Below are 19,614 nucleotides of genomic sequence, written 5' to 3' on the forward strand. Positions count from 1 at the left end.
AGCAAAAACTCATCATATTCCAGACGAGGTGTTGCATGAAATACTTCATGCACTGGCTTTTAACACACTGTTGAGTTCTCAAGAAACGGACGCGTTTTCCAGCGGCTCATTTCGTTGTGTCTTAATTCTTTCAGCCGGTCCGCTTGGTGTCAAATTGACACTCGCGGGCTGACCTGCGGGAATTTCGACCACCCCGTCTCCGGGGCAACCCCTCTAACTTACTCCGACTTCCGGAGCTTGTCGAATCGGGGGTGTCCGTCCGGGTTCGGCGATCTTGGCCGTTCCCGTGGGACTGGTGAACTCTATGTACGTCTCCCGGAACCGTCAAATCAACGAGATGTGTCGGTGTGGTGGGGATCGTGGGGGTAGTACCCCATACGTGAGCGAGCGATCGACACCCCGCGCGATCATCGTGCTGCTGGGCACCGCCTGCGCACTGATCGTGCTTTTCGGGCTGCGGGAGGTCGCTTCGATCGTCGGCCCCATGGTGCTCGCCCTGGTCCTTGTCATCGCCGTGTCTCCTGTGCGGGGATGGCTGGCCGGCAAGCGGGCGCCCGTCTGGGTCCAGGTGGCGGTGCCGTTCCTCATCGTGGTGCTTGTGGTGCTGGCCATGGTCGCGGTGCTGACCGTCTCGGTCACGCAGCTCGCCGGGCTGTTGCCCTCCTACACCGACCAGTTCCAGGGGCTGCTCAACCAGGCGCAGCGTTTCGCCGCCGAGTACGGGTTCGGGAACGAGCAGCTCAGCAAGGCGCTGCAGTCGTTCGATCCGGGCAAGCTGCTCGGTGCGGCTCAGGTGTTGCTGTCCAGCCTGGTCGGGGTGCTGTCGGGTCTGTTTCTGATCGTGGTGCTTCTGCTGGCGATGTCGCTGGACGCGCCGATCACGGCGAAGATCCTGGATTCGGTACGCGGCGAGCGCCCGGGAGTCATCACCGCCCTCGAGACCTTCGCCGGCAAGACGCGGCGCTACCTCATCGTCTCCACCGTCTTCGGGATCATCTGCGCCACCTGCGATGTCATCGCCCTGTATCTGCTGGGTGTCCCGCTGCCGCTGCTGTGGGGCGTGCTCGCGCTCATCACCACCTACATCCCGAACATCGGCTTCGTCCTCGGGCTCATCCCGCCGAGCATGCTCGCCCTCCTGGACGGCGGGCCCAAGCAGATGCTCCTGGTCATCGCCGCCTACTGCGTGATCAACGTCGTCTTCCAGGGGCTGGTACTGCCCAAGTACCTGGGCGACGCGGTGGGACTGTCCACCACGATGACGTTGCTGTCGCTGATCGTGTGGACGTTCGTGCTGGGCCCGCTCGGCGCGTTGCTGGCGATCCCGCTCAGCCTCCTGACAAAGGCGCTCCTGATCGACAGCGACCCGAGCGCGAAATGGGCGGGCGCCCTCATCTCGGGCAAGGCATAACCCGAACGACGGAGGTGTTCTCCCTGACGCCATGTACACAGAACGCGCGCCACACGCCCGGCTGGCCGGCCGGATCTCCTGGCTGTGGGAACAGGTCGCGGAGTCGGACGGCTCCCAGCTCGTGGTGCCCGACGCCGCCGTCGACCTGATCTGGGGCCCCGGCGGCCTGCACGTGGCCGGTCCCGACACCGGCCCGATGCCGACGCCGATGCGCGCGGGCGACGTCTACGTGGGTGTCCGCTTTCATCCCGGGGCCACCGGCGGGCTGTTCGGCGTACCCCTGGAGGAGCTGCGCGACCAGCGCGTCCCCGTCACCGCGCTCGGTGGGGTCATGGACGATCTGGCGGCGCGGCTCGGTCCGGGCGGGCGTACCGGAGAGTCGCCGGAAGTGCGGGCGGCGGTGCGGCGGGAGATGGTCAGGGCCGTGACGGAGCGGTGGGGCGAGACGCCCGCGCCCGACGCGGCGGCGCCCGCGATCGCCACCGCTCTGCGGGCGGGACGGTCGGTGCGCGAGGTCGCCTGGGAGCTGGGGTACAGCGAGCGCCAGCTCCACCGCAGAAGCCTGGCCAGCTTCGGCTACTCCCCCAAGATCCTGCAGCGCATCGTCCGTTTCCAGCGCGCGCTCCGGATGGCCCGCGCGGGCCGGCCGCTGGCCGAGGTGGCGTTCGCGAGCGGCTACGCCGACCAGGCGCACCTGGCCAACGACGTCAAACGGCTGAGCGGCGTCACGATGGGGACATTGCTCGCCTGAAGCGTCAGATCCGGCCGTAGGCGCGCAGCGTCTTGAGCCGCTCGACCGTGATGTGACCACCCCACTCAGTCTGTACGGCAGGCGTCCAAGCCGGCCAGTTGAACCCCCACCCGCCATCCTTCTGCTGCCCGATCAGCGCGTCCAGGTGGCGCTCGATCACGTCGGGGGCGAACAGCGGCAACCGCATCGGCTCCGGCGCGAAGTCCAGCGGGAAGTGCGCGTCCCCCGGCGCGTCGGGGTCGAGCGCGACGGTGGCCAGGATGACCTCCTTGAGCCGCCCGAACTCCGCCTCCGCCCGCTCCCGGTCGGAGGCCAGTTCGAGGAAGAGCACCACGGCCCGCGCCTCGTACGGGGTGGTCTGGTCCTTGATGGCGGCGATGGCGGACCAGCAGAAGTCGGTGGCCCGCGCCAGCCACGGGTGCCGCACGCCGTGCTTGTGCAGGAGCCCGGCGATGGACGCGGTGGGCACGAGGTTCCCGGGCGGGTCGTCGTCGGTCTGCCACCAGGGGGCCCTGGGCGTGTCACGCACGCTGGGCAGCACGAACGGCAGGCCGCCGTCCGGGGTGCACACGCCGCCCAGGTACGCGCAGGCGCCGTTGACCATCGAGTCGTCGAAGGCGTCGAGCTCGTCAAGGATGTGGAAGGCGACCTCTACGGGCTCCGGCTGGCTGCCGGGGCCGCGCAGGTCGGGTTCGAGTGCGTTGCCGAAGCCGCCGTCGTGGTTCTGGTAGGCGCGCAGGACGTCCAGAACCCGTCGCCGGTCGCCGTCGGCGAACAGCGCCTCGAACCGGTAGCGGTCGAGGAGCCGGGCGTTGAGCTGTATGTATGTCGCGGCACTGCGCACGATGTCCATGCCGCTCACGTTATCGGGGCCGTCGCCGTGGATTCTTGAAGGAATCGGACAGGACCATCTGCGTGATCTTCCAGGTCGGCGACCGGGTCAGCTCAAGGACCTGGCCGGTGCGCTGGAGACGGGCCGGGCCCTGCGCGGCCGGCGTCCGGTGGTCAGGAAGGGCGTGGTCGGGTGGGAGTCGTCAGGTCGTGGCTAGCGCCTCCGTCGGCGACATGCGCGCGGCGCGCACGGCGGGGTAGAACCCGGCCAGTCCGCCGATGACCAGCGTGGCCACGATCCCGCCGGCCATCGCCCAGACGGGCACGATCGACGGCCAGCCCTGGAAGGTCGCGTACAGCGAGGTCACGCCGATGCCGAGCACCACGCCGCCGACGCCGCCGATGGCCGACAGCAGCAGCGACTCGGCGAGGAACTGCAGCCTGATCTTCCCCCGGGTGGCGCCGAGCGAGCGGCGCAGCCCGATCTCGGCCCGGCGTTCGAGCACCGAGATGACCATGGTGTTGGCCACGCCGACGCCGCCGACGAGGAGGGCGACGCCGCCGAGCCCGAGCAGCAGCGCGTTCAGGGTGGCGTCGGTGGCCTGCTTGGCGGCCAGCACGTCCGAGGGCCTGGAGACCTCGACCTCGTCGGGGTGGGCGGGGTTGGCGGTGGCGGCGAGCACGTCGCGTACGGCGGTGACCGACTGTTCGTGCGAGCGGGCGTAGACGGTGGTGGGGTAGCCGTCGAAGCCGAGCCGTTCCTCGGCGACCGGCCAGCCGACGAGGGCGGCGGTGTCCACCTCGGGGGCGAGCGGCGCCGGGCCGAGTACGCCGACCACGGTGAACCACTGCCCGCCGAGCCATACGCGCTGGTCGGGCCCGGCTTCGACGACGCCGAGCCGGTCGGCGGCCTTGGCGCCGAGCACGGTGGCCGGGTAGCGCTGGGTGGCCTCGTTCAGCCACGCGCCGCTGACCACCTGGGCGCCGACGTCGCCGATGAGGTCGAGCCTGGCGGCGGTGACCGAGACGCTGCCGGTCTGTCCTTCGGGGATGCGCTCGTTGCGGTAGACATGGGCGGTCGTGGTGCCCGTTGCGGTGACGGAGGTGACCGGGGGGATCTGCCCGATCATGCCTTCGGCCTCGGTGGGCAGGTGGGAGCTGTCGCCGAACATGGTCTGGCCGGGCGAGACCTTGAGCAGGTTGGTCCCGAGCGCGGCCAGTTGCCGGTTGAGGTCCTCCTGGCTGGAGGCGGAGATGCCGACGACGCCGAGCATGGCGGCGATGCCGATGGCGATGCCGAGCGCCGACAGGAAGACGCGCAGCGGCCGGGCGCGCAGCCCGGCGCCGCCGACCCGTACGACGTCGCGGGCGTGCATCCTGGCCGGGACGAGAGCGGTCATGCGATCACCTTGCCGTCGAGCATCTCGACCTGCCGGGGCAGGGAGGCGGCGATGTCGCGGTCGTGGGTGATGATCACGACGGTGGTCCCGGCGTCGTTGAGCTCGCGCAGCAGGTCCATGACGCCGGCGCCGGAGCGGGAGTCGAGGTTGCCGGTGGGCTCGTCGGCCAGCAGCAGCGACGGGCCGCCGACGACCGCGCGGGCGATCGCCACCCGCTGCTTCTCCCCGCCGGACAGCTGGTGGGGGCGGTGGCCGAGCCGGTGCCCAAGCCCGACCCGCTCCAGCGCGTCCCCTGCGCGCCGCCGCCGCTCGCGCAGGGCGGGGCCGGAGTAGAGCAGCCCGTCGGCGACGTTGTCGAGGGCGGGCACCCCCGCGGCCAGGTGGAACTGCTGGAAGACGAAGCCGATCGTCTGGGCGCGCAGCGCGGACAGCGCCCGGTCGTTGAGCTGCGAGACGTCGTGCCCGGCGATGCGCACGGTGCCGCCGGAGGGCCGGTCGAGGGTGCCGATCATGTTGAGCATGGTCGACTTGCCGGAGCCGGAGGGGCCGACGATGCCGAGCAGTTCTCCCGCGCCGATGCCCAGGGTGACGCCGCGCAGCGCCTGGACCTCGCCGTAGTCCTTGCTGACCTCGTGCAGCTCGGCGATCACTTGGGCACCGCCACGGTGGTTCCCTCGTCCACGCCGGTGACCTCGACCTTGCCGTCGGCGAACAGGCCGGCTTCCACCGCCGCGTATCGGGTCGAGGCGCCCTCGACGACCTGCACGCCGTAGCCGCCCTCGGCGAGGGCGAACAGCGCCCCCACCGGTACGGCCAGCACGTCCTCGCGCTGGCCGGACACGACGGTGACCTTCACCGGCCCGGTGTCGAACCCCTTGACCCCGCTCACCGCGACCGTGACCTCGACGGTCGTGGCGGCCTCCTGGCCCTCGCCGGTCGTGGTGGCGGTCTTGCCGATGCTGGAGATCTTGCCCCGCGCCTCGGTGCCGTCGGGCAGCTCGACGGTGGCCTTCATGCCCTTCTTGAGCAGGTGGCGGTCGGCCACGTCGAGGTCGACCAGTACCTCGCGGGTGGTGCCCGTGGAGGTCAGGACGGGGCCGCCGGCCGCGGCGCCGGGCGCGGTCTTGAGCTTGTCGACGCGCAGCGGGCCGTCCGCCACGACGACGTCCTCGGGCTCGACCGTGCCGGTGACGGGGACGCCGATGTCGTCCTGCCAGTCCTCGACGGCCTCGCGGGTGGCCCAGGTGTACTCGCCGTCCACGTCGAAGCCGTCGTAGCCGAGTTTGGCGAGGTTGCGCTCCAGCAGTTCGACGTCCATGCCCTCGACGCCGTCCTGGAGGGTGCGGTAGAGCGGCATCGAGCCGTACAGGAGCGGGACCCGGTCGGCGTCCACGCTGTAGACGGCCTTGCCGCGGGTGATGGTGTCGCCCTCCTTGGGCAGCCAGGTGATGGTGCCCTGGCCGCGTGCGCTGATGTCGGCGGTGGAGCCGTAGCCGAGTGATCCGTCGACGGTCTTGGTCTCGGTCAGCGTCGTGCGGGTGACCTTGGCGGTGGCGGGGGCGGTGCGGGCGGCTATGGCCGTACCGGATCCGTCGCCGCCGAAGCCGATCGCGGCGGCGGCCACCGCGGCGGCCAGCAGGGCCGCGCCACCCGTCCAGGCGACGGCGCGCAGGGCCCTCACTTGCGGACCCCGAGCTGCGGGAACTTGGCGCGGCAGGCCTCGACCGCCTTCTTGAACGCGGGGTCGTCGGCGTTGAGCGCGGGGCGTTTGCCGCCGAAGCCGCCGTTGGGGTCGGGGTCGGGCATGTCGACGCCGTTCTCGCGCATGCAGGCGGCGTAGCCGCGCAGCCGTTCCAGGTCCTCGGGGCTGAGGTCGGCGCGGTCGCGGAAGGGCCGGTACTGCTTGCACGCCTCGGAGGCCTTCTTGAAGGCCTCCTTGTTGACGTCCTTGATGTCGATCTTCAGGCCGCCCATCTTGGCGTTGGGGTCGGGGTCGGGCATGTCGATGCCGTTGTCCCGCATGCACTGGGCGAACTTCCTGGCCTGTTCCTGCGGGTCGGCGGTCGTTGTGGCCGAGGCGCTCGCGGACGCGCTGGGCTTCGCGGAGGCGACCGAGGCCACTCCCGCCGAGGTCGGTTGCGAGCCGCAGCCCGATATCACGGCAAGGGCGCCGATGGCGATGAGGATTCGCGTCATGGCCCGACTGTGGCCAGCTCGGATCAGAGCGGGCTGGGAGCCGCCTCGGAGGCAGGTAGGAATACGCGGAACCTGGCGCCCTCGCCGGGGCCGGTGTCGAGCGTGACCCTGCCGCCGTGCGCGTGCACGATGGCCGCGACGATCGCCAGCCCCAGTCCCGCGCCGCCGTCCGCGCGCGAGCGTCCCTGCCCGACCCGGTAGAGCCGGTCGAAGAGGTACGGCACGTGCCGCTCGTCGATCCCCGGCCCGGTGTCGGCCACCTCCAGCACGGCCATGCCGTCGGCGCGCCCGACGCGGACCGTCACCGAGGCGTCGGCCGGGGTGTGGGCCAGCGCGTTGCCGACGAGGTTGGCGGCCACCTGCCGCAGCCGGGCCTCGTCTCCGGCCAGCGAGACCGGGGCGAGCGTGTCGCCGAGCCCGGCCAGCCTGACCTGCCGGTCGGGCACCCTGGCGCGGGCGTCCCTGATGGTGTCGGCGGCGACCTCCAGCAGATCGACCCGGCCGCGTTCGAGCGCGCGTTCCTCGTCGAGCTGGGCCAGCGTGAGCAGGTCGTTGACGAGCACGCCCATCCTGGTGGCCTCGTCCTCGATGCGGCGCATGGTCTCGTCGGCGTCGCCGCCGCCGCGCCGGTGCAGTTCGGCGAAGCCGCGTACCGAGGTGAGGGGGGTGCGCAGCTCATGGGAGGCGTCGGCGAGGAAGCGGCGCATGCGGGCCTCGGAGGCGGTTCTGGCGGCCATTTCGTGGGTGACGCGGTCGAGCATGACGTTCATGGCCAGGCCGAGGCGGCCCGGCTCGGTGTGCGGGTCGGGGTCGGGGACGCGGCGGGCGAAGTCGCCGCCGGAGATGTGGGCAGCGGTGTTCTCCATGCGGGTCAGGGGGCGCAGGCCGAGGCGTACCAGGACATCCGCGGCCATGCCCAGCAGGACCAGCACGGCGGCGCTGACGGCGACGGCGATGGCGATGAGCGAGGTGCGGGTCTGCTCCACGTCGGCCAGGGAGGTGCCGATGACGACCGTGTCGCCCATGGGGACGGCGGTCGCCACCACCCGCCAGCCGGCGCCCTCGCTGCCGGGCACGGTGTAGGGGCCGTCGTAGCGGAGCCGGTCGATCTCGGGGCCCGGGTCCTTCGTGGCGGGCAGGGTGGTCTTCAGCGCTCCGGACCTGGTGTAGATCATGATGCGGGAGACCTGGGCCACCCGTTTGGTGAGCAGCCGTTCCAGGCTCACGTCCACGGCCGTGTAGCGGGCCGGCGGCCTGATCGGCGGCGGCTGCTGGATGCGGGTCCCGATGGTCGTGGAGGCCGCGACGAGCTGCTCGTCCACGCGGCGGACGAGCATGCCCTGGAGCAGCGCGATGCCGACGACGTTGGCGAGGACGAGGGCGAGCGTGGTCAGTGCCAGGATCGAGACGACCAGCCGGGTGCGCAACGTCCAGCGCTTCATCGCGGGCTCCTGAGCGTGTAGCCGACGCCGCGGACGGTCTGGATCAGGCCGGGGATCTTCTTGCGCAGGTAGTAGACGTAGGACTCGACGATGCTGGAGTCGCCGTCGAAGTCGTAGCGCCAGACGCTGTCGAGGATCTGGGCCTTGCTGACCACCCGTCCGGCGTTGGCCAGCAGGTACTCCAGCAGGTTGAACTCGGTGGGCGACAGCTCGACGCGGGCTCCGGCGCGGCGTACCTCGTGGGCGGCGGTGTCCAGCTCCAGGTCGGCATAGCTGAGCAGTTCGGCGGGCGGGCCGCCGCCGCGGCTGCGCCGCAGGATGGCGCGGATGCGCAGCACGACCTCCTCCAGGCTGAACGGCTTGGCCACGTAGTCGTCGGCGCCCAGCGTGAGGCCCTGCACCCGGTCCTCGACGGTGTCGCGAGCGGTCAGGAACAGCACCGGGATGCGCTCGCCGAGCCGCCGCGCGACCTCGAAGCCGTCGAAGTCACCCAGCATGACGTCGAGCACCACGATGTCCGGCTCGAAGTCGCGGGCGGCGCTGATCGCCTCCGCGCCGCTCTCGGCGGTCCTGACCTCGAAGGAGACCAGCCGGAGTGTCTGCGAGAGCAGGGCGCGGATGTTCGGCTCGTCGTCCACCACGAGCACCTTGGCCGGTCTGTCCATGCGCCAAGCATTACCTCGGCTACCTCAAAGCAGCATCAAAGGCCGCACAGGCGGTCAGCAGGAGGCAGAGGAGTAGCAGCGGGCGCATCACTTCATGGTGAAGACCGGGCCCCGCGCGCGGAAGGGCAGGTGCCCGCCCTGCGGGATCAGGAACGCGTGCTCGCGCCGGATCCGCAGCACGTCGCACTGGCCGTCGGTGATGAGCAGGATCGGCCCGTCCTGCGGGAAGTCGGGCACCCGTTCCAGGAGGTTCACGCCGGGTTGCAGGATCGTGCCGCCCCGGCCGCGTACGCGTACCCGCTGGGCGATGTCCTCCACGGGCAGGTAGCCCGCGTCGTAGGCGGCGGCGTCGCAGAAGACCACGCGGGCGCGGGGCACGTCCCTGGCGATGGCGTAGGAGGCGATCGCGCCCAGGGCCTTGCCGAGCATCTTCACGTCCATCGAGCCTGAGGTGTCCAGGACGACGCCGAACGTCGCCTGCCGGACCAGTTCCTCGGGACGTACCCAGCCGGGGCGGGGGATGTCGGGCGTCGCGGACTGGCGGCGGGAGGCGCGCGCGTACGAGCGGCGCTTGTCCACCGCCGGCACGTGCTCGTCGAACCAGCGTGCCAGCCGCGCGTCCCACGGCAACGGCGGCTGGTCGAGCGCGCGGATCTCCTGCTCCAGCCCGGCGGGGACGAAGCCGCGCCCGCTGGTCTGGTGGTAGACCAGGCCTTGGGCCAGCGCGTTGCGGTAGTACTCGTCGAGATCCACGTAGCCCTTGGCGCCGCACAGCGGGCGGTCGAGCACGTCGCCGAGCCCGCGGCCGCGCAGCGTCGCCAGCTTGCGCAGCCGCCGCAGGTCGGTGACGATCCGGTCGTAGACCGCCTCGGCCGACTGGCCCGCGAGCGACGGGTCGTGCAGGAGCCCTTCCGGCATCTCCCCCACGCCCATCTCGACGAGCCAGCCGTTGATCACGTAGTCGCAGGCGATGTTCCAGACGTACGGCTCCCGCCCGCCCGTCCGCTCCCCGTGCCGCAGCGCGGCGTGGAGCATCTCGTGGGCCAGCACGAACCGCCACTCCTCGACGGACAGGCCGGCCAGCGGGTTGACGTAGATCTCCGCGGCCTCGGCGCTGACCGCGGCGACCGAGATGTCCCAGCCGCGGGCCAGGTCGGCGTCGGCGACGACGGTCATCCCGGCGGCCAGCGCGCCGAGCAGCGGGTAGGAGGAGACGAACCAGCGCAGCGCGACGTCCCACGGGCCGTCGGGGCGCTGGTCCCCGGTCGTGCGCGGGGTCCCGGCCTTCTCCAGGGCCGAGGTGGCGGTCCTGGCCACGCCGATGGCGAAGGAGCGTTCGTGGTCGAGGTGCTTGGCGAGGTCCTCGTCGCCGATGAGGAAGTCGGCCTGGCCGAGCGGCTCGTACTCAGGGGGCAGCCCGATCCTGCGCCAGCGCTCGGAGAGCGTGACCTCGGGCTCGGCCGGCAGTTCGGCGGGCAGCGGCGTGGGGCAGCGGCCCAGCTTCAGCGTGCGCAGGAAACGTTCGACGTGCGCGCAGCAGGCGGCCTGGTAGGCGACGTCGGGCAGGTTGGACCGCTGCCAGGAGGCCACGACCTCGGCGCCGATGTCGGCGGGCGCGCAGTTGCGCGGGTCGGCGTGGCCGAAGCCGAGGTGGAGCAGGAGGTGGGCGAAGATCCACGCCCATTCCTCCGGCTCCGCCTTGCGGTGCGGGTGGTGGTGGACGTCGCCTTCGACGGAAACGGTCGCCCAGGTCTCCTTGGACAGGTCGCCGTCGTCGGCCGGGTTCAGGGTGGCGCGGTAGACCTCGAACAGCGGGTGCCCGGTGACCATGCTCCAGCCCTGGTGCACCTTCAGCCGCCAGGGGTCGAGTTTCTGCTTCTTCCTCATGAGCGCGCCGCGGAGAGCCGGGGCAGATCGCGGCCGACCTCGACGAGGAACCACGTCGGCAGGGCGGGCGCGCCGTCGGCCTCGTTGGCGATGACCAGCTGCGCGCACTCCAGCGAGATCTCGGCCAGCTCGACCAGCAGCGTCTTGGCCCGGAAGGCCAGGTCGCGGCCCCGGCTGGAGGCGCCGCGCTTGTCGGCGGGCAGTTCCTTGATCAGGCGGGCGCGGAAGGTCTCGGACAGGAAGTAGAGCAGGTCGCGTTCCTCCGGCCGGCGCGGCCAGGGCGCCTCGCCCTTGAGGACGGCGTCGAGGTCGTAGGCGTGGCGGACGGTCTTGACGTAGGCGCGGAAGGCCGAGGCGTGGGTGGCGGTGAGGGTGCCGAAGGCGAGCATGGCGAGGATCTCGTCCTCGATGTCGTCGCCGTAGGAGGTGATGACGTCGGAGAGCATGTGCCAGGCGCGCGGCGAGGAGAAGGCCTCCTCGGTCTTCGGCGGCGCGCTCCACAGGTGGTCGGGCCGCTGGACGAGGTAGTCGACGATCCAGGGGTGGATGCCGCTTCCGGCCGCCCACTTGAGCCAGTCGTCGGCGCTGGCGCGCAGGTGTACGTGGACCAGCCGGTTGATCAGCGCCGAGGCCATGGGCCTGGCCAGGGCGTTGTCGGTGGCGCGGTTGCCGGCGCCGATCACGACCGAGCCGGCGGGCAGCTCGTAGGCGCCGATCCTGCGGTCGAGGATCAGCGAGTAGAAGGCCTTCTGCACCTCGGGCGAGGAGGCGTTGAGCTCGTCGAGAAACAGGCAGTAGGGCTCGTCCCTGGCGATCGACTCCGGCGGCGCGAAGCGGCTGCGCCCGCCGACGAGTTCGGGGACGCCGATGAGGTCCTCGGGGGCGAGCTGGGTGCCCAGCAACGTCACACACTCCAGGCCCAGGGAGGCGGCGAACTCGCGGACGAGCGAGCTCTTGCCGATTCCCGGTGCGCCCCAGAGAAAGACGGGGCGCACCACGGCGACGTGCAGCAGCAGCTCGGGGAGCTGTGCCGGGGTGACCGTGACGTTTGCCTGCATGCCCACAAGAGTGGCGAAACCGGCAGGGGCCGCGCACCCCGTTTAATGCGTTGCGAGCGTTCACGCCGCCCTCGTAGGGTCGTCGGCATGTGTTGCACAGGCTTCTACAGCTTCTACACCATCCGCATCCGCGGCAGCCGGGCTCTGGCTCGCTAGCGGACTGCTCGACTTCTCAGCGCGTCCGTAATAGCGCGCCCAGGGCCCTTCGAGATCCCATTCGTCTCGAGGACCCGAAAGGGCTGCAGCTGTGGCGCAGAACTTCGCACACGGTAACTTTTCCCACACTCAGAAGAAGGCCAGGAACTCCGGCGGCGGCGGCCGCACGCCCAGAGACAGGGCGCGGCGCGAGCTCTCGCAGAACTTCCTGGTCGATCGGCATGCCGTCGACCTGATCGTGAAGGCCGCGCGGCCGCACGGCCTCGTTCTCGAACCCGGCGCCGGTGAGGGCGCGCTGACCAGCGCCCTGGCGGGCCAGGAGGGCGTGGAGGTCGTCGGCTACGAGATCGACCCGCTGCTGGCCGCCAAGCTCAGGGCCAGGACCGGGCTGACGATCGTCAAGGGCGACTTCACCAAGGCCAGGCCGCCGAAGGAGCCGTTCGCGGTGGTCGGCAACATCCCGTACTCGATCACATCGAAGATCGTCGACTGGTGCCTGCGGGCGCGCACGATGACCTCGGCGACCCTGCTCACCCAGTTGGAGTACGCCCGCAAGCGCTCGGGCGACTACGGCAGGTGGAGCCTGGTCACGGTGGAGAGCTGGCCGTGGTTCCACTGGGAGCTGCTCGGCCGGGTCGGCCGGGAGAGCTTCCGGCCGATACCCGCGGTCGACTCCGGCATCCTGCGCATCGAGCGACGCCCTGAGCCGCTGGTGGAGGATGCCGCGGCCTGGCATGAAATGGTCGAGCTCGGGTTCACCGGGGTGGGCGGCTCGCTGCGCGCCTCGCTGAAGACCCGCTATCAGGGCGTCGACGCCGCCCTGACGCGGGCGGGCGTCGAGCGCGACGCGGTGGTGGGTTACGTCCACCCCGACCAGTGGATCATCGTCCACCGGGAGCTACACCGCTGACTTCATCCGCCGCTCGGCGGGTGCGGACACGGGGGTGGCGAGCTCTGGGACCGTCGGATGACGGCGGTTCCAGGGCATCGCCATGACCAGGATCGGCAGTAGCACGATGGAGGCGAGCGCCCAGTCCGAGTGCAGCGCCCACCAGGTGTTCTCGTCGAACTGTGTCATGTAGAGGTAGCCGTAGGCGGCCCAGGCCGAGCAGCCGATGATCGCCGGCCAGGCGAAGCGGGTGGGCCTGGCGACCAGGAACGGCATGAACCACATGAGGTACTGCGCGCCGAGCCGGGGCGTGACCACCATGAAGGCGATCAGCATCGCGATGGTCATGTCGATCGGGTCGGCCCGCCGCCACAGCAGGACGCAGGCGACCATGGTGGCGTAGATCAGGTAGGTGCCGGGAACGACGAGGTCGGGACGCAGCTCCCAGTTGCCGCCGCTGAACTGCGCGGCCCAGCCCCAGTCGCCGACGATCGGCCGGATGTCCCCCATGACGGACATCGCTTCCCGGATCTGGCCGAGCGAGGTGTTCACCACGAACGGCAGCGAGAGCAGGAAGAGCACCGGCACCAGGCCGGTGAAGAACAGCGAGACGATCCTGGCCCGCAGGTTGGGCAGGAGCAGCAGCATGCCCGGGATCAGCCAGATCGGCCAGCTCTTCGAGCACAGCGCCAGGCCCATGAGCACTCCGGCGAACATGCCGCGCCGCAGGTCGTGGCGGTCGTCGCCGGTCGGCATGAGCGAGCGGTGCAGCAGGCCGCCGGGGCGGATCACCCTGGCCAGCGCGTTGCGCCAGCCGTAGGCGGCGACGCCGCGGCGCAGGCGCACCCTCACCTCGGTCGTGACGCCCGCCCGGTACGGCGAGCCAGGCCCCCTGGCCACCACGAACGCGGCCACGCCGAAGGCCAGCGCGACCGGCTCGACCTGGCCGTGGATGGCCGCGACCAGCAGGGCCAGCGGGTTGAGCGCGTACTGCAGCGCGCGCAGGTTGGCCTTGGGGCCGCCGGACAGCTTGGCCACCAGCGGGATCAGCGCGATGTCGGCCACGACCGTGACCAGGCGCCCGGCGAACTCCCACGGGATGCCCAGCCAGAGCAGGAAGCCGTAGACGTACGGGATCGTCGGCAGGAAGTGCCAGCCGCCCTCGCTGGCCAGGACCGGGTCCTGGCCGTTCAGGATGGCCACGCCCGCGGGCTTGAAGCTCTCCATGAAGTCGACCGGCTGCCAGGCGTCGTCGGCCGCGGTGAACAGCAGCAGCGTCCGTACGGCCACGCCCACGAGGATCGCGACGACGAGGGATGGTCTCCAGTCACGCCATTGGGCGAGAAGGGCGAGCACGACACCGGCGACGAGGACTATCCCCGTGAGGACTGCGTATTCCATGGCGGCCTCTAGCCTGCCGTACCCGGGAGGGTGCTGCCACCGGGGTCGTCGAATGCGCGGTCAGACATGACACTCGATAAGTATGCTTACCAACACCATTTGTGCACTCCTTTTACCTGCGGTGACGCCTGGCCCAGGCGCTGTTCCGGCCGCGAAATTCACAGGAAACTCTCAGCTCGTTCACCCGCCCAGCGCCGCCCGCGCGTCGACGACGCCCAGGCCGAGGCGCAGGTCCTTGGTCGGGTTCTGCGCGGTCTGCCGGATGGCCCTCATGGTCTGGTCGGGGGTCTTCCCCTGCCCGATCAGAAGCGCCGCCAACCCCGCCACGTACGGCGCCGCCATCGAGGTGCCGTCGAGCAGGCCGTACCCGCTGGTGTTCGTGCGGGTCTCCGGGGTCGGGTAGGTCGGCAGCGTGGACAGGATGCGCACGCCGGGGGCGGTGACGGCGTCCTCCGCGCCGAAGTTGGAGAAGTCGGCGGGCTTGCCCTGCTGGTCGCTGGCGCCGACGACCAGGACCTGCGTGGCCGTCTTGTACGGCTGCTTGACGGTGCCCTCGTTCCCCGCCGCGGCCACGACGACCGCGCCCCTGCTGTAGGCGTGCAGGATGGCCGGGCTGAGCGTGCCGCCCTTGAGCAGCCGCGACAGCAGGCCGGTCTCGCCCAGGCTGAGGTTGATCACCTTGGCGCCGTTGTCGGCGGCCCAGACGATGCCCTTGACGATCGTGGCCCGGTCGCCCGATCCGACGGTGCCGAGGACGCGTACCGGCATGATCATGGCGCCGGGGGCCGCGCCGGCGATGCCGATGCCGTTGCGGGTGACGGCGGCGGCGATGCCGGCCACGTGGGTGCCGTGGCCGTTGCGGTCCTTGGGATCCTGGTCGCCGTCGACGAAGTCGTAGCCATCGACGATCTTGTCCTTGAGGTCGGGGTGGTCGGTGTCCACCCCGGTGTCCACGATCGCGATCACCACGCCGTCGCCCTGTTCCTGCGTCCAGGCCTGGGGCAGCTTGATCGCCGGCAGGCCCCACTGCTGGGGTTCGAGCGGGTCGGGCTCGGGCGAAGCGCAGCCCGCCACGATCGCCAGGATCGCGGCGAGCGTCAGAACTCGCCTCATCATGCCCCTCGATGCTCACGATAAGTCCCGATAAGACTACACAGAGCACCTAAAGGGGCAGGCGGGAGGAGCGAGGTGAGGCGCCTCGGGGGAGGTAACCCGGAAACCTCTCCCGAGGAGCCTCAGCCCCGCTCCTCCCGGGTCTCAGCCGAGCGCGTTGAGGTACGCCCGGTGGTTGCGGGAGAACTCGAAGGAGTTGTACTTGTCCCAGTTGATCGACCAGGTCATGAGCCCCCGCAGGTTCGGATAGACCCCACGCGGCCGGTACGGCCCGCAGTTCGTGCCCTTGGCCAGGCAGTCGAAGGCCTTCTGGACCTCGGCCACCGTGGTGAAGCCGTTGCCCGCCCACGGCGCCGCCGGCAGGCCGATGGCGACCTGGTCCTGGCGGAGCGCGGGGAAGACGTTGGCGGTGTTGCCCATGATGGGGAAGCCCGCGAGCAGCATGTCGGTCATCGCGACGTGGAAGTCGTGGGTGCCCATCGTGTGGTACTGGTTGTCCAGGCCCATGATCGGCCCGGAGTTGTAGTCCTGGACGTGCAGGAGCGTCAGGTCGTCGCGCATCGCGTGGATCACCGGCAGGTAGGACGCGGCGCGCCGGTCGGCGGACCCGCTCGGGCCCGGTCCGTAGAACTGGTAGCCGAGCTGGACGAAGAAGGTCTCCGGCGCCATGGTCAGCACGAAGCGGGAGCCGTACTTCGCCTTGAGGGTTCTGAGGGCGGAGATCAGGTTGACGATCACCGGGGTGGTCGGGTTGCTCAGGTTGGTGTCGCCGGAGTTGAGATAGAGGGAGTGGCCTTCGAAGTCGATGTCGAGGCCGTCCAGGCCGTAGCGGTCGATGATCGCGCTCACCGACGAGACGAACGTGTCACGCGCGCCCGCGCTGGTGAGCTGGACCTGGCCGTTCTGGCCGCCGATGGAGATGAGGACCTTCTTGCCCGCGGCCTGCTTGGCCCGGATGGCGGCGATGAAGTCCGCCTCCGGCTCGACGTTCGGGCACTCGGCCGCCGGGCAGAGCCGGAAGCGGATGTCGCCCGAGGTCACCGAGGTCGGCTCGCCGAAGGCGAGGTTGATGACGTCCCACTCGTTCGGGACGTCGGCCATCCGGATGTAGCCGGAGCCGTTGGCGAAGGAGGCGTGCAGGTAGCCGACCATGACCCGCTTGGGCAGCTGGCCGCCGGGTCCGCCGCCCTCGGTCGTGGTGCCGGGGACCTCGGAGGTGTAGGCGGAGCAGTTGCCCGAGCCGTCGCAGGCGCGGACCTTGAAGCGGTAGGTGGTCTTCGCGGTCAGGCCGCCCACCGTGGTCGAGGTGCCCGTGACGGAGGTGGGGGCGGCGCCGTCGCGGGAGAGCTCGTAGCGGGCGATGGTGCCGGAGTTGTCGGTGGAGGCCGACCAGCTCACCGACAGCGAGCTCTGGGTGGCGCCGCCCACGGCGAGGTTGCCGGGGACGGTCGGCGGCGTGGTGTCGTCGGGCGGCGGGGTGCCGGGCGGCCCGTCGAGCACCACGTCGTCGGCCTGGTAGGCGCCCTGGCCGTACCAGCTGTTGACGTAGACGGTCACGCTGGTCGTGCTCGCGCCGGTGGTGAAGGTCGTGCTCAGCTGGCGGTAGGCCGAGGGCGAGGACGTCCAGGTGCTGACGTCGGTGGTGCCGGTACCCAGGGCGCCGAGGAAGACGTAGCCGCCGCGCACCCAGGCGGACAGGGTGTAGGAGGACGAGGGCTTGACGCTGATCACCTGCTGGCAGCGTCCGGTGTCGCTGCCGGCCGGGGTGGCCTGCAGCGCCTTGGACCCCGAGTGGACCGGGGTGGTGACCGCCTGGGCTCCGGACGCGGCGGTGCAGGTCCAGCTCGCGAGGTCGCTCTCGAAGCCCGGGTTGCTCAGGATGTTGGCGGCGAGAGCGGGCGGGGCGGAGACCGCCGTGAGGCCGAGGGCCAGCACGGCGGCCGCCGCGATATGACGAAGGCGCATGGCCTAGAACCCCGCCGTGATGCGGGTGAACTCCCAGTCGGCCTGGGCGATGCCGCTGCAGTCGGAGCGCACGCCACCCCCCGGGCACGGCCGGTCGCGGTTGACCGCCCAGTACGCCAGCCTGGTCAGGCCCTTGGACTTGGCCCAGTCGCGAATCTGCGTCCAGGTGGCGGGCGAGGTGAGCTCCTGCTGGTCGGACAGGCCGTTCATGCCGGAGATGCCCATACGGGCGTAGGCCTGCGCGTCGGTGTAGCCGTAGGCGTTCTTCAGCGCGGTCTTCAGGCCCTCGGAGGCGTTGACGGTGTCCTGGTACATGTTGGAGCCGCCGAAGTCGAACGGCATGATCGTGAAGTTGTCGATCGGCACGCTGAGCGCCTTGGCCTGGTTGATCAGGCGGACGCCGTGGGAGTTCGGGCCGGTCCTGGTGGTGCCGAAGGTCACGACGATCTTCACGCTCGGGTTGTTCTGCTTGACGATCTTGAGGGCGTTCAGGATGCGGTCCTGCACCGTGTAGTTCTCGAACTCGTCGGTGTTCTCGATGTCGAAGTCCACGACGGCCGGTCCGACGGCGTTGATGACCTGCTGTACGGCGCCGGCGAAGGCCTGCGGCGTGGAGCAGTTGGGGCCGAGCTTGTTGCCCGACCAGCCGCCGAAGGAGATCTGCACGTTGCCGCCGGCGTTCTTGATGGCCGAGATCGCCTGGGCGTCGGCGCCGCCGGTCAGCGGCCGGTTGCCGTCCCACGCCGGGTTGCAGCCGCCGCTGGCCAGGATGAAGGCCATGGTGAAGGACTTCACCCCGGTCGCGCTCATGACGGTCGCGGGCGCGGGCGGGTTGCCCCACCCCATGTAGAGGTACGGCGCGCCGGCCATCTTGCCCGGCGGGTCCGGGTTGGTGCAGCCGGAGGTGGTGGCGGCGGCGTCACGGCCGGTGGACTCGCCCACGTTGTTGTAGGCCTTGACCGTGTAGCTGTGCGACTCGCACGTGCCCAGGCCGGAGATGGTGGCGCTGGTGCCGGTGACCGTCGTCTTCAGGGTCGAGCCCTCGTAGACGCGGTAGCCGGTGACCGTACCGGAGGAGGCGCCCCAGCTGAGCGAGATGGAGTTGTTGGTGACCGAGGTGCTGATGGCGCCGGGCTGGCCGGGCACGCCCGGCTGCGGGGTGCTGCCACCGGCCTTCCACAGCGCGGGCACGCGCGGCGGCTCCCAGCCGGGCAGCGAGGTGTGGCCCTGGATGGCGGTGTAGGAGGTGCCCTGGTAGGTGACGACGGCGCCCACGGCGTACTGGGTGTAGGGCGCCCATTCGGCGAAGAACGCGATCGTGCGGACTGAGCCGGCGGTCGCGGTCGTCGCCGCGGCCAGGCCCCCGAACAGCAGGGCGGCCGCGGAGATCAGCGCGACGAGTAGGCGTCTCATGGCATTCCCTGAAGGTGCGGCTTGACGGTCTTGGAGAAGTTCCAGTTGTTGCTGGCGTCCCAGTTGATGGACCAGGTCATGGCGCCCCTGATGTCCGGCCACGCCTGCGGGGGCACGAAGCTGCCGCAGTTGGTGCGCTTGGACAGGCAGTCGAGTGCCTGGTTGACCAGGCTCGGGTTGACGACTCCGCCGCCCGCGGCGCCCGGCCCGGCCGGCAGGCCGAGTGCCACCTGGTCGGCGCGCAGGCCGTTCTGGAGCTGGATGCAGGCGAGCGCGGTCATGAAGTTGACCGTCCCCTGCGAGTAGGCCTGGGCCTGGTCGCAGCCGAGCATGCTGCCGGAGTTGTAGTACTGCATGTGGACGACCGTGAGGATGTCCTTGATGTTCAGGGCGAGCTTGAAGTACTCCATCCCGGTCGACTGCATGTCGATGGTCTGCGGGGCCATCGTGATGATGAGGTTCGAGCCGGCCTTGGCGCGCAGTTCCCTGAGCGCCTGGCCCATGTAGGTGGCGTTGAGCCCGTTCTCCAGGTCGATGTCCACGCCGTCGAAGCCGTAGCTCTGCATGATGCCCCAGACGCTGTTGGCGAACTGGGTCGCCGCGGCTGAGCTGGCCACCTGGACGCGTCCCAGCTCACCGCCGACGCTCAGGATGATCTTCTTGCCGCGCTGGTGCAATGCCTGCACGTCGGCGCGGAACTGGGCGTCGGTGTAGCCGCCGAGCGCGCTGGCCAGGCCGGGGTCGAGCGTGAACGTCACCTGGCCGGGGGTGCTGGTGGCCTCGGCGAAGGCGATCGCGACGAGGTCGTACTCGTTGGGCACCGCCGACAGCCGCAGCTCGGTGGCCGGGTTGACGAAGTTGTGCCAGTAGCCGGTGAGGAAGTGCTTGGGCAGCGGGCCGCCGCCGGTGCAGCCGGTGGTGGTGCCGGAGGCGTCACGTCCCGTCGACTCGCCCACACTGTTGTAGGCCTTGATCGTGTACGTGTGCGACTCACACGTACCCAAACCCGAAATCGTGGCACTCGTACCGGTCACCG

17 protein-coding genes are annotated in these 19,614 nt (G+C 70.5%); 3 read left to right on the plus strand and 14 right to left on the minus strand.

The features are described 5' to 3' along the window. The first annotated feature begins 379 nt into the window (after window positions 1-379). Both ACFWY5_RS21185 and ACFWY5_RS21190 read left to right on the plus strand, forming a co-directional pair. Window positions 380-1,411, plus strand: coding sequence for an AI-2E family transporter (locus ACFWY5_RS21185; RefSeq protein WP_379633765.1), 1,032 nt, complete (start codon window positions 380-382; stop codon window positions 1,409-1,411). A 31-nt stretch (window positions 1,412-1,442) separates the two neighbouring features. Continuing rightward, the gene (locus tag ACFWY5_RS21190; RefSeq protein ID WP_379625874.1) at window positions 1,443-2,162 is read left to right on the plus strand and encodes a helix-turn-helix domain-containing protein; all 720 of its coding nucleotides are present in this window, start codon (window positions 1,443-1,445) and stop codon (window positions 2,160-2,162) included. A 4-nt stretch (window positions 2,163-2,166) separates the two neighbouring features. On the opposite strand, the gene ACFWY5_RS21195 is transcribed toward ACFWY5_RS21190, so the two are convergent. The 9 genes from ACFWY5_RS21195 to ACFWY5_RS21235 all read right to left on the minus strand — a co-directional run bounded on the left by ACFWY5_RS21195 (window position 2,167) and on the right by ACFWY5_RS21235 (window position 11,641). Beyond that, entirely contained in the window at window positions 2,167-3,015 is an 849-nt protein-coding gene (locus tag ACFWY5_RS21195) for a hypothetical protein (protein WP_379625876.1), read from the minus strand. 181 nt (window positions 3,016-3,196) lie between these two features. Then, a complete protein-coding gene (locus tag ACFWY5_RS21200; RefSeq protein WP_379625878.1) occupies window positions 3,197-4,393 on the minus strand; it encodes an ABC transporter permease in 1,197 nt (398 codons plus the stop codon). Next, on the minus strand, window positions 4,390-5,043 hold the full coding sequence (locus tag ACFWY5_RS21205) for an ABC transporter ATP-binding protein (RefSeq protein WP_379625880.1): 654 nt from the start codon (window positions 5,041-5,043) through the stop codon (window positions 4,390-4,392). Before ACFWY5_RS21205 ends, ACFWY5_RS21200 begins: the two co-directional genes overlap by 4 nt. Continuing rightward, on the minus strand, window positions 5,040-6,074 hold the full coding sequence (locus tag ACFWY5_RS21210) for a peptidoglycan-binding protein (RefSeq protein WP_379625882.1): 1,035 nt from the start codon (window positions 6,072-6,074) through the stop codon (window positions 5,040-5,042). Before ACFWY5_RS21210 ends, ACFWY5_RS21205 begins: the two co-directional genes overlap by 4 nt. After that, on the minus strand, window positions 6,071-6,589 hold the full coding sequence (locus tag ACFWY5_RS21215) for a hypothetical protein (RefSeq protein ID WP_379625884.1): 519 nt from the start codon (window positions 6,587-6,589) through the stop codon (window positions 6,071-6,073). Before ACFWY5_RS21215 ends, ACFWY5_RS21210 begins: the two co-directional genes overlap by 4 nt. A gap of 23 nt (window positions 6,590-6,612) precedes the next feature. Beyond that, entirely contained in the window at window positions 6,613-8,031 is a 1,419-nt protein-coding gene (locus ACFWY5_RS21220; protein WP_379633767.1) for an ATP-binding protein, read from the minus strand. Next, a complete protein-coding gene (locus tag ACFWY5_RS21225) occupies window positions 8,028-8,696 on the minus strand; it encodes a response regulator transcription factor (RefSeq protein ID WP_184965426.1) in 669 nt (222 codons plus the stop codon). The genes ACFWY5_RS21220 and ACFWY5_RS21225 overlap by 4 nt, the downstream gene beginning before the upstream one ends. An 87-nt stretch (window positions 8,697-8,783) precedes the next feature. Next, window positions 8,784-10,583, minus strand: a complete 1,800-nt coding sequence (locus ACFWY5_RS21230) for a hypothetical protein (protein ID WP_379633769.1) — start codon at window positions 10,581-10,583, stop codon at window positions 8,784-8,786. Further along, window positions 10,580-11,641, minus strand: coding sequence for an AAA family ATPase (locus ACFWY5_RS21235; protein WP_379633771.1), 1,062 nt, complete (start codon window positions 11,639-11,641; stop codon window positions 10,580-10,582). Before ACFWY5_RS21235 ends, ACFWY5_RS21230 begins: the two co-directional genes overlap by 4 nt. Before the next feature lie 247 nt (window positions 11,642-11,888). Here ACFWY5_RS21235 and erm point away from each other — a divergent pair, with 247 nt between their 5' ends. Continuing rightward, entirely contained in the window at window positions 11,889-12,707 is an 819-nt protein-coding gene (gene erm, locus ACFWY5_RS21240) for an ErmE/ErmH/ErmO/ErmR family 23S rRNA (adenine(2058)-N(6))-methyltransferase (RefSeq protein ID WP_379633773.1), read from the plus strand. Here erm and ACFWY5_RS21245 read toward each other — a convergent pair. From ACFWY5_RS21245 to ACFWY5_RS21265, 5 genes are all read right to left on the minus strand, one after another. Next, window positions 12,696-14,087 carry a hypothetical protein gene (locus ACFWY5_RS21245; RefSeq protein ID WP_379633775.1) on the minus strand — a complete coding sequence of 464 codons (1,392 nt, stop codon included), beginning with the start codon at window positions 14,085-14,087 and terminating at the stop codon, window positions 12,696-12,698. The two genes, erm and ACFWY5_RS21245, sit on opposite strands and share 12 nt — an antisense overlap. A 180-nt stretch (window positions 14,088-14,267) precedes the next feature. Then, complete coding sequence (locus ACFWY5_RS21250) at window positions 14,268-15,203, minus strand: S8 family peptidase (RefSeq protein ID WP_379633777.1); 936 nt, start codon at window positions 15,201-15,203, stop codon at window positions 14,268-14,270. Window positions 15,204-15,344: 141 nt separating this feature from the next. Further along, window positions 15,345-17,165 carry a chitinase gene (locus tag ACFWY5_RS21255; protein ID WP_379625900.1) on the minus strand — a complete coding sequence of 607 codons (1,821 nt, stop codon included), beginning with the start codon at window positions 17,163-17,165 and terminating at the stop codon, window positions 15,345-15,347. 3 nt (window positions 17,166-17,168) lie between these two features. Further along, entirely contained in the window at window positions 17,169-18,578 is a 1,410-nt protein-coding gene (locus ACFWY5_RS21260) for a carbohydrate-binding protein (RefSeq protein WP_379625902.1), read from the minus strand. Then, a partial coding sequence (locus tag ACFWY5_RS21265) for a chitinase (RefSeq protein ID WP_379633779.1) occupies window positions 18,575-19,614 on the minus strand: 1,040 nt, incomplete at its 5' end. The genes ACFWY5_RS21265 and ACFWY5_RS21260, both read right to left, overlap by 4 nt.

Source organism: Nonomuraea sp. NPDC059007 (assembly GCF_042740555.1).
GTDB lineage: Bacteria > Actinomycetota > Actinomycetes > Streptosporangiales > Streptosporangiaceae > Nonomuraea.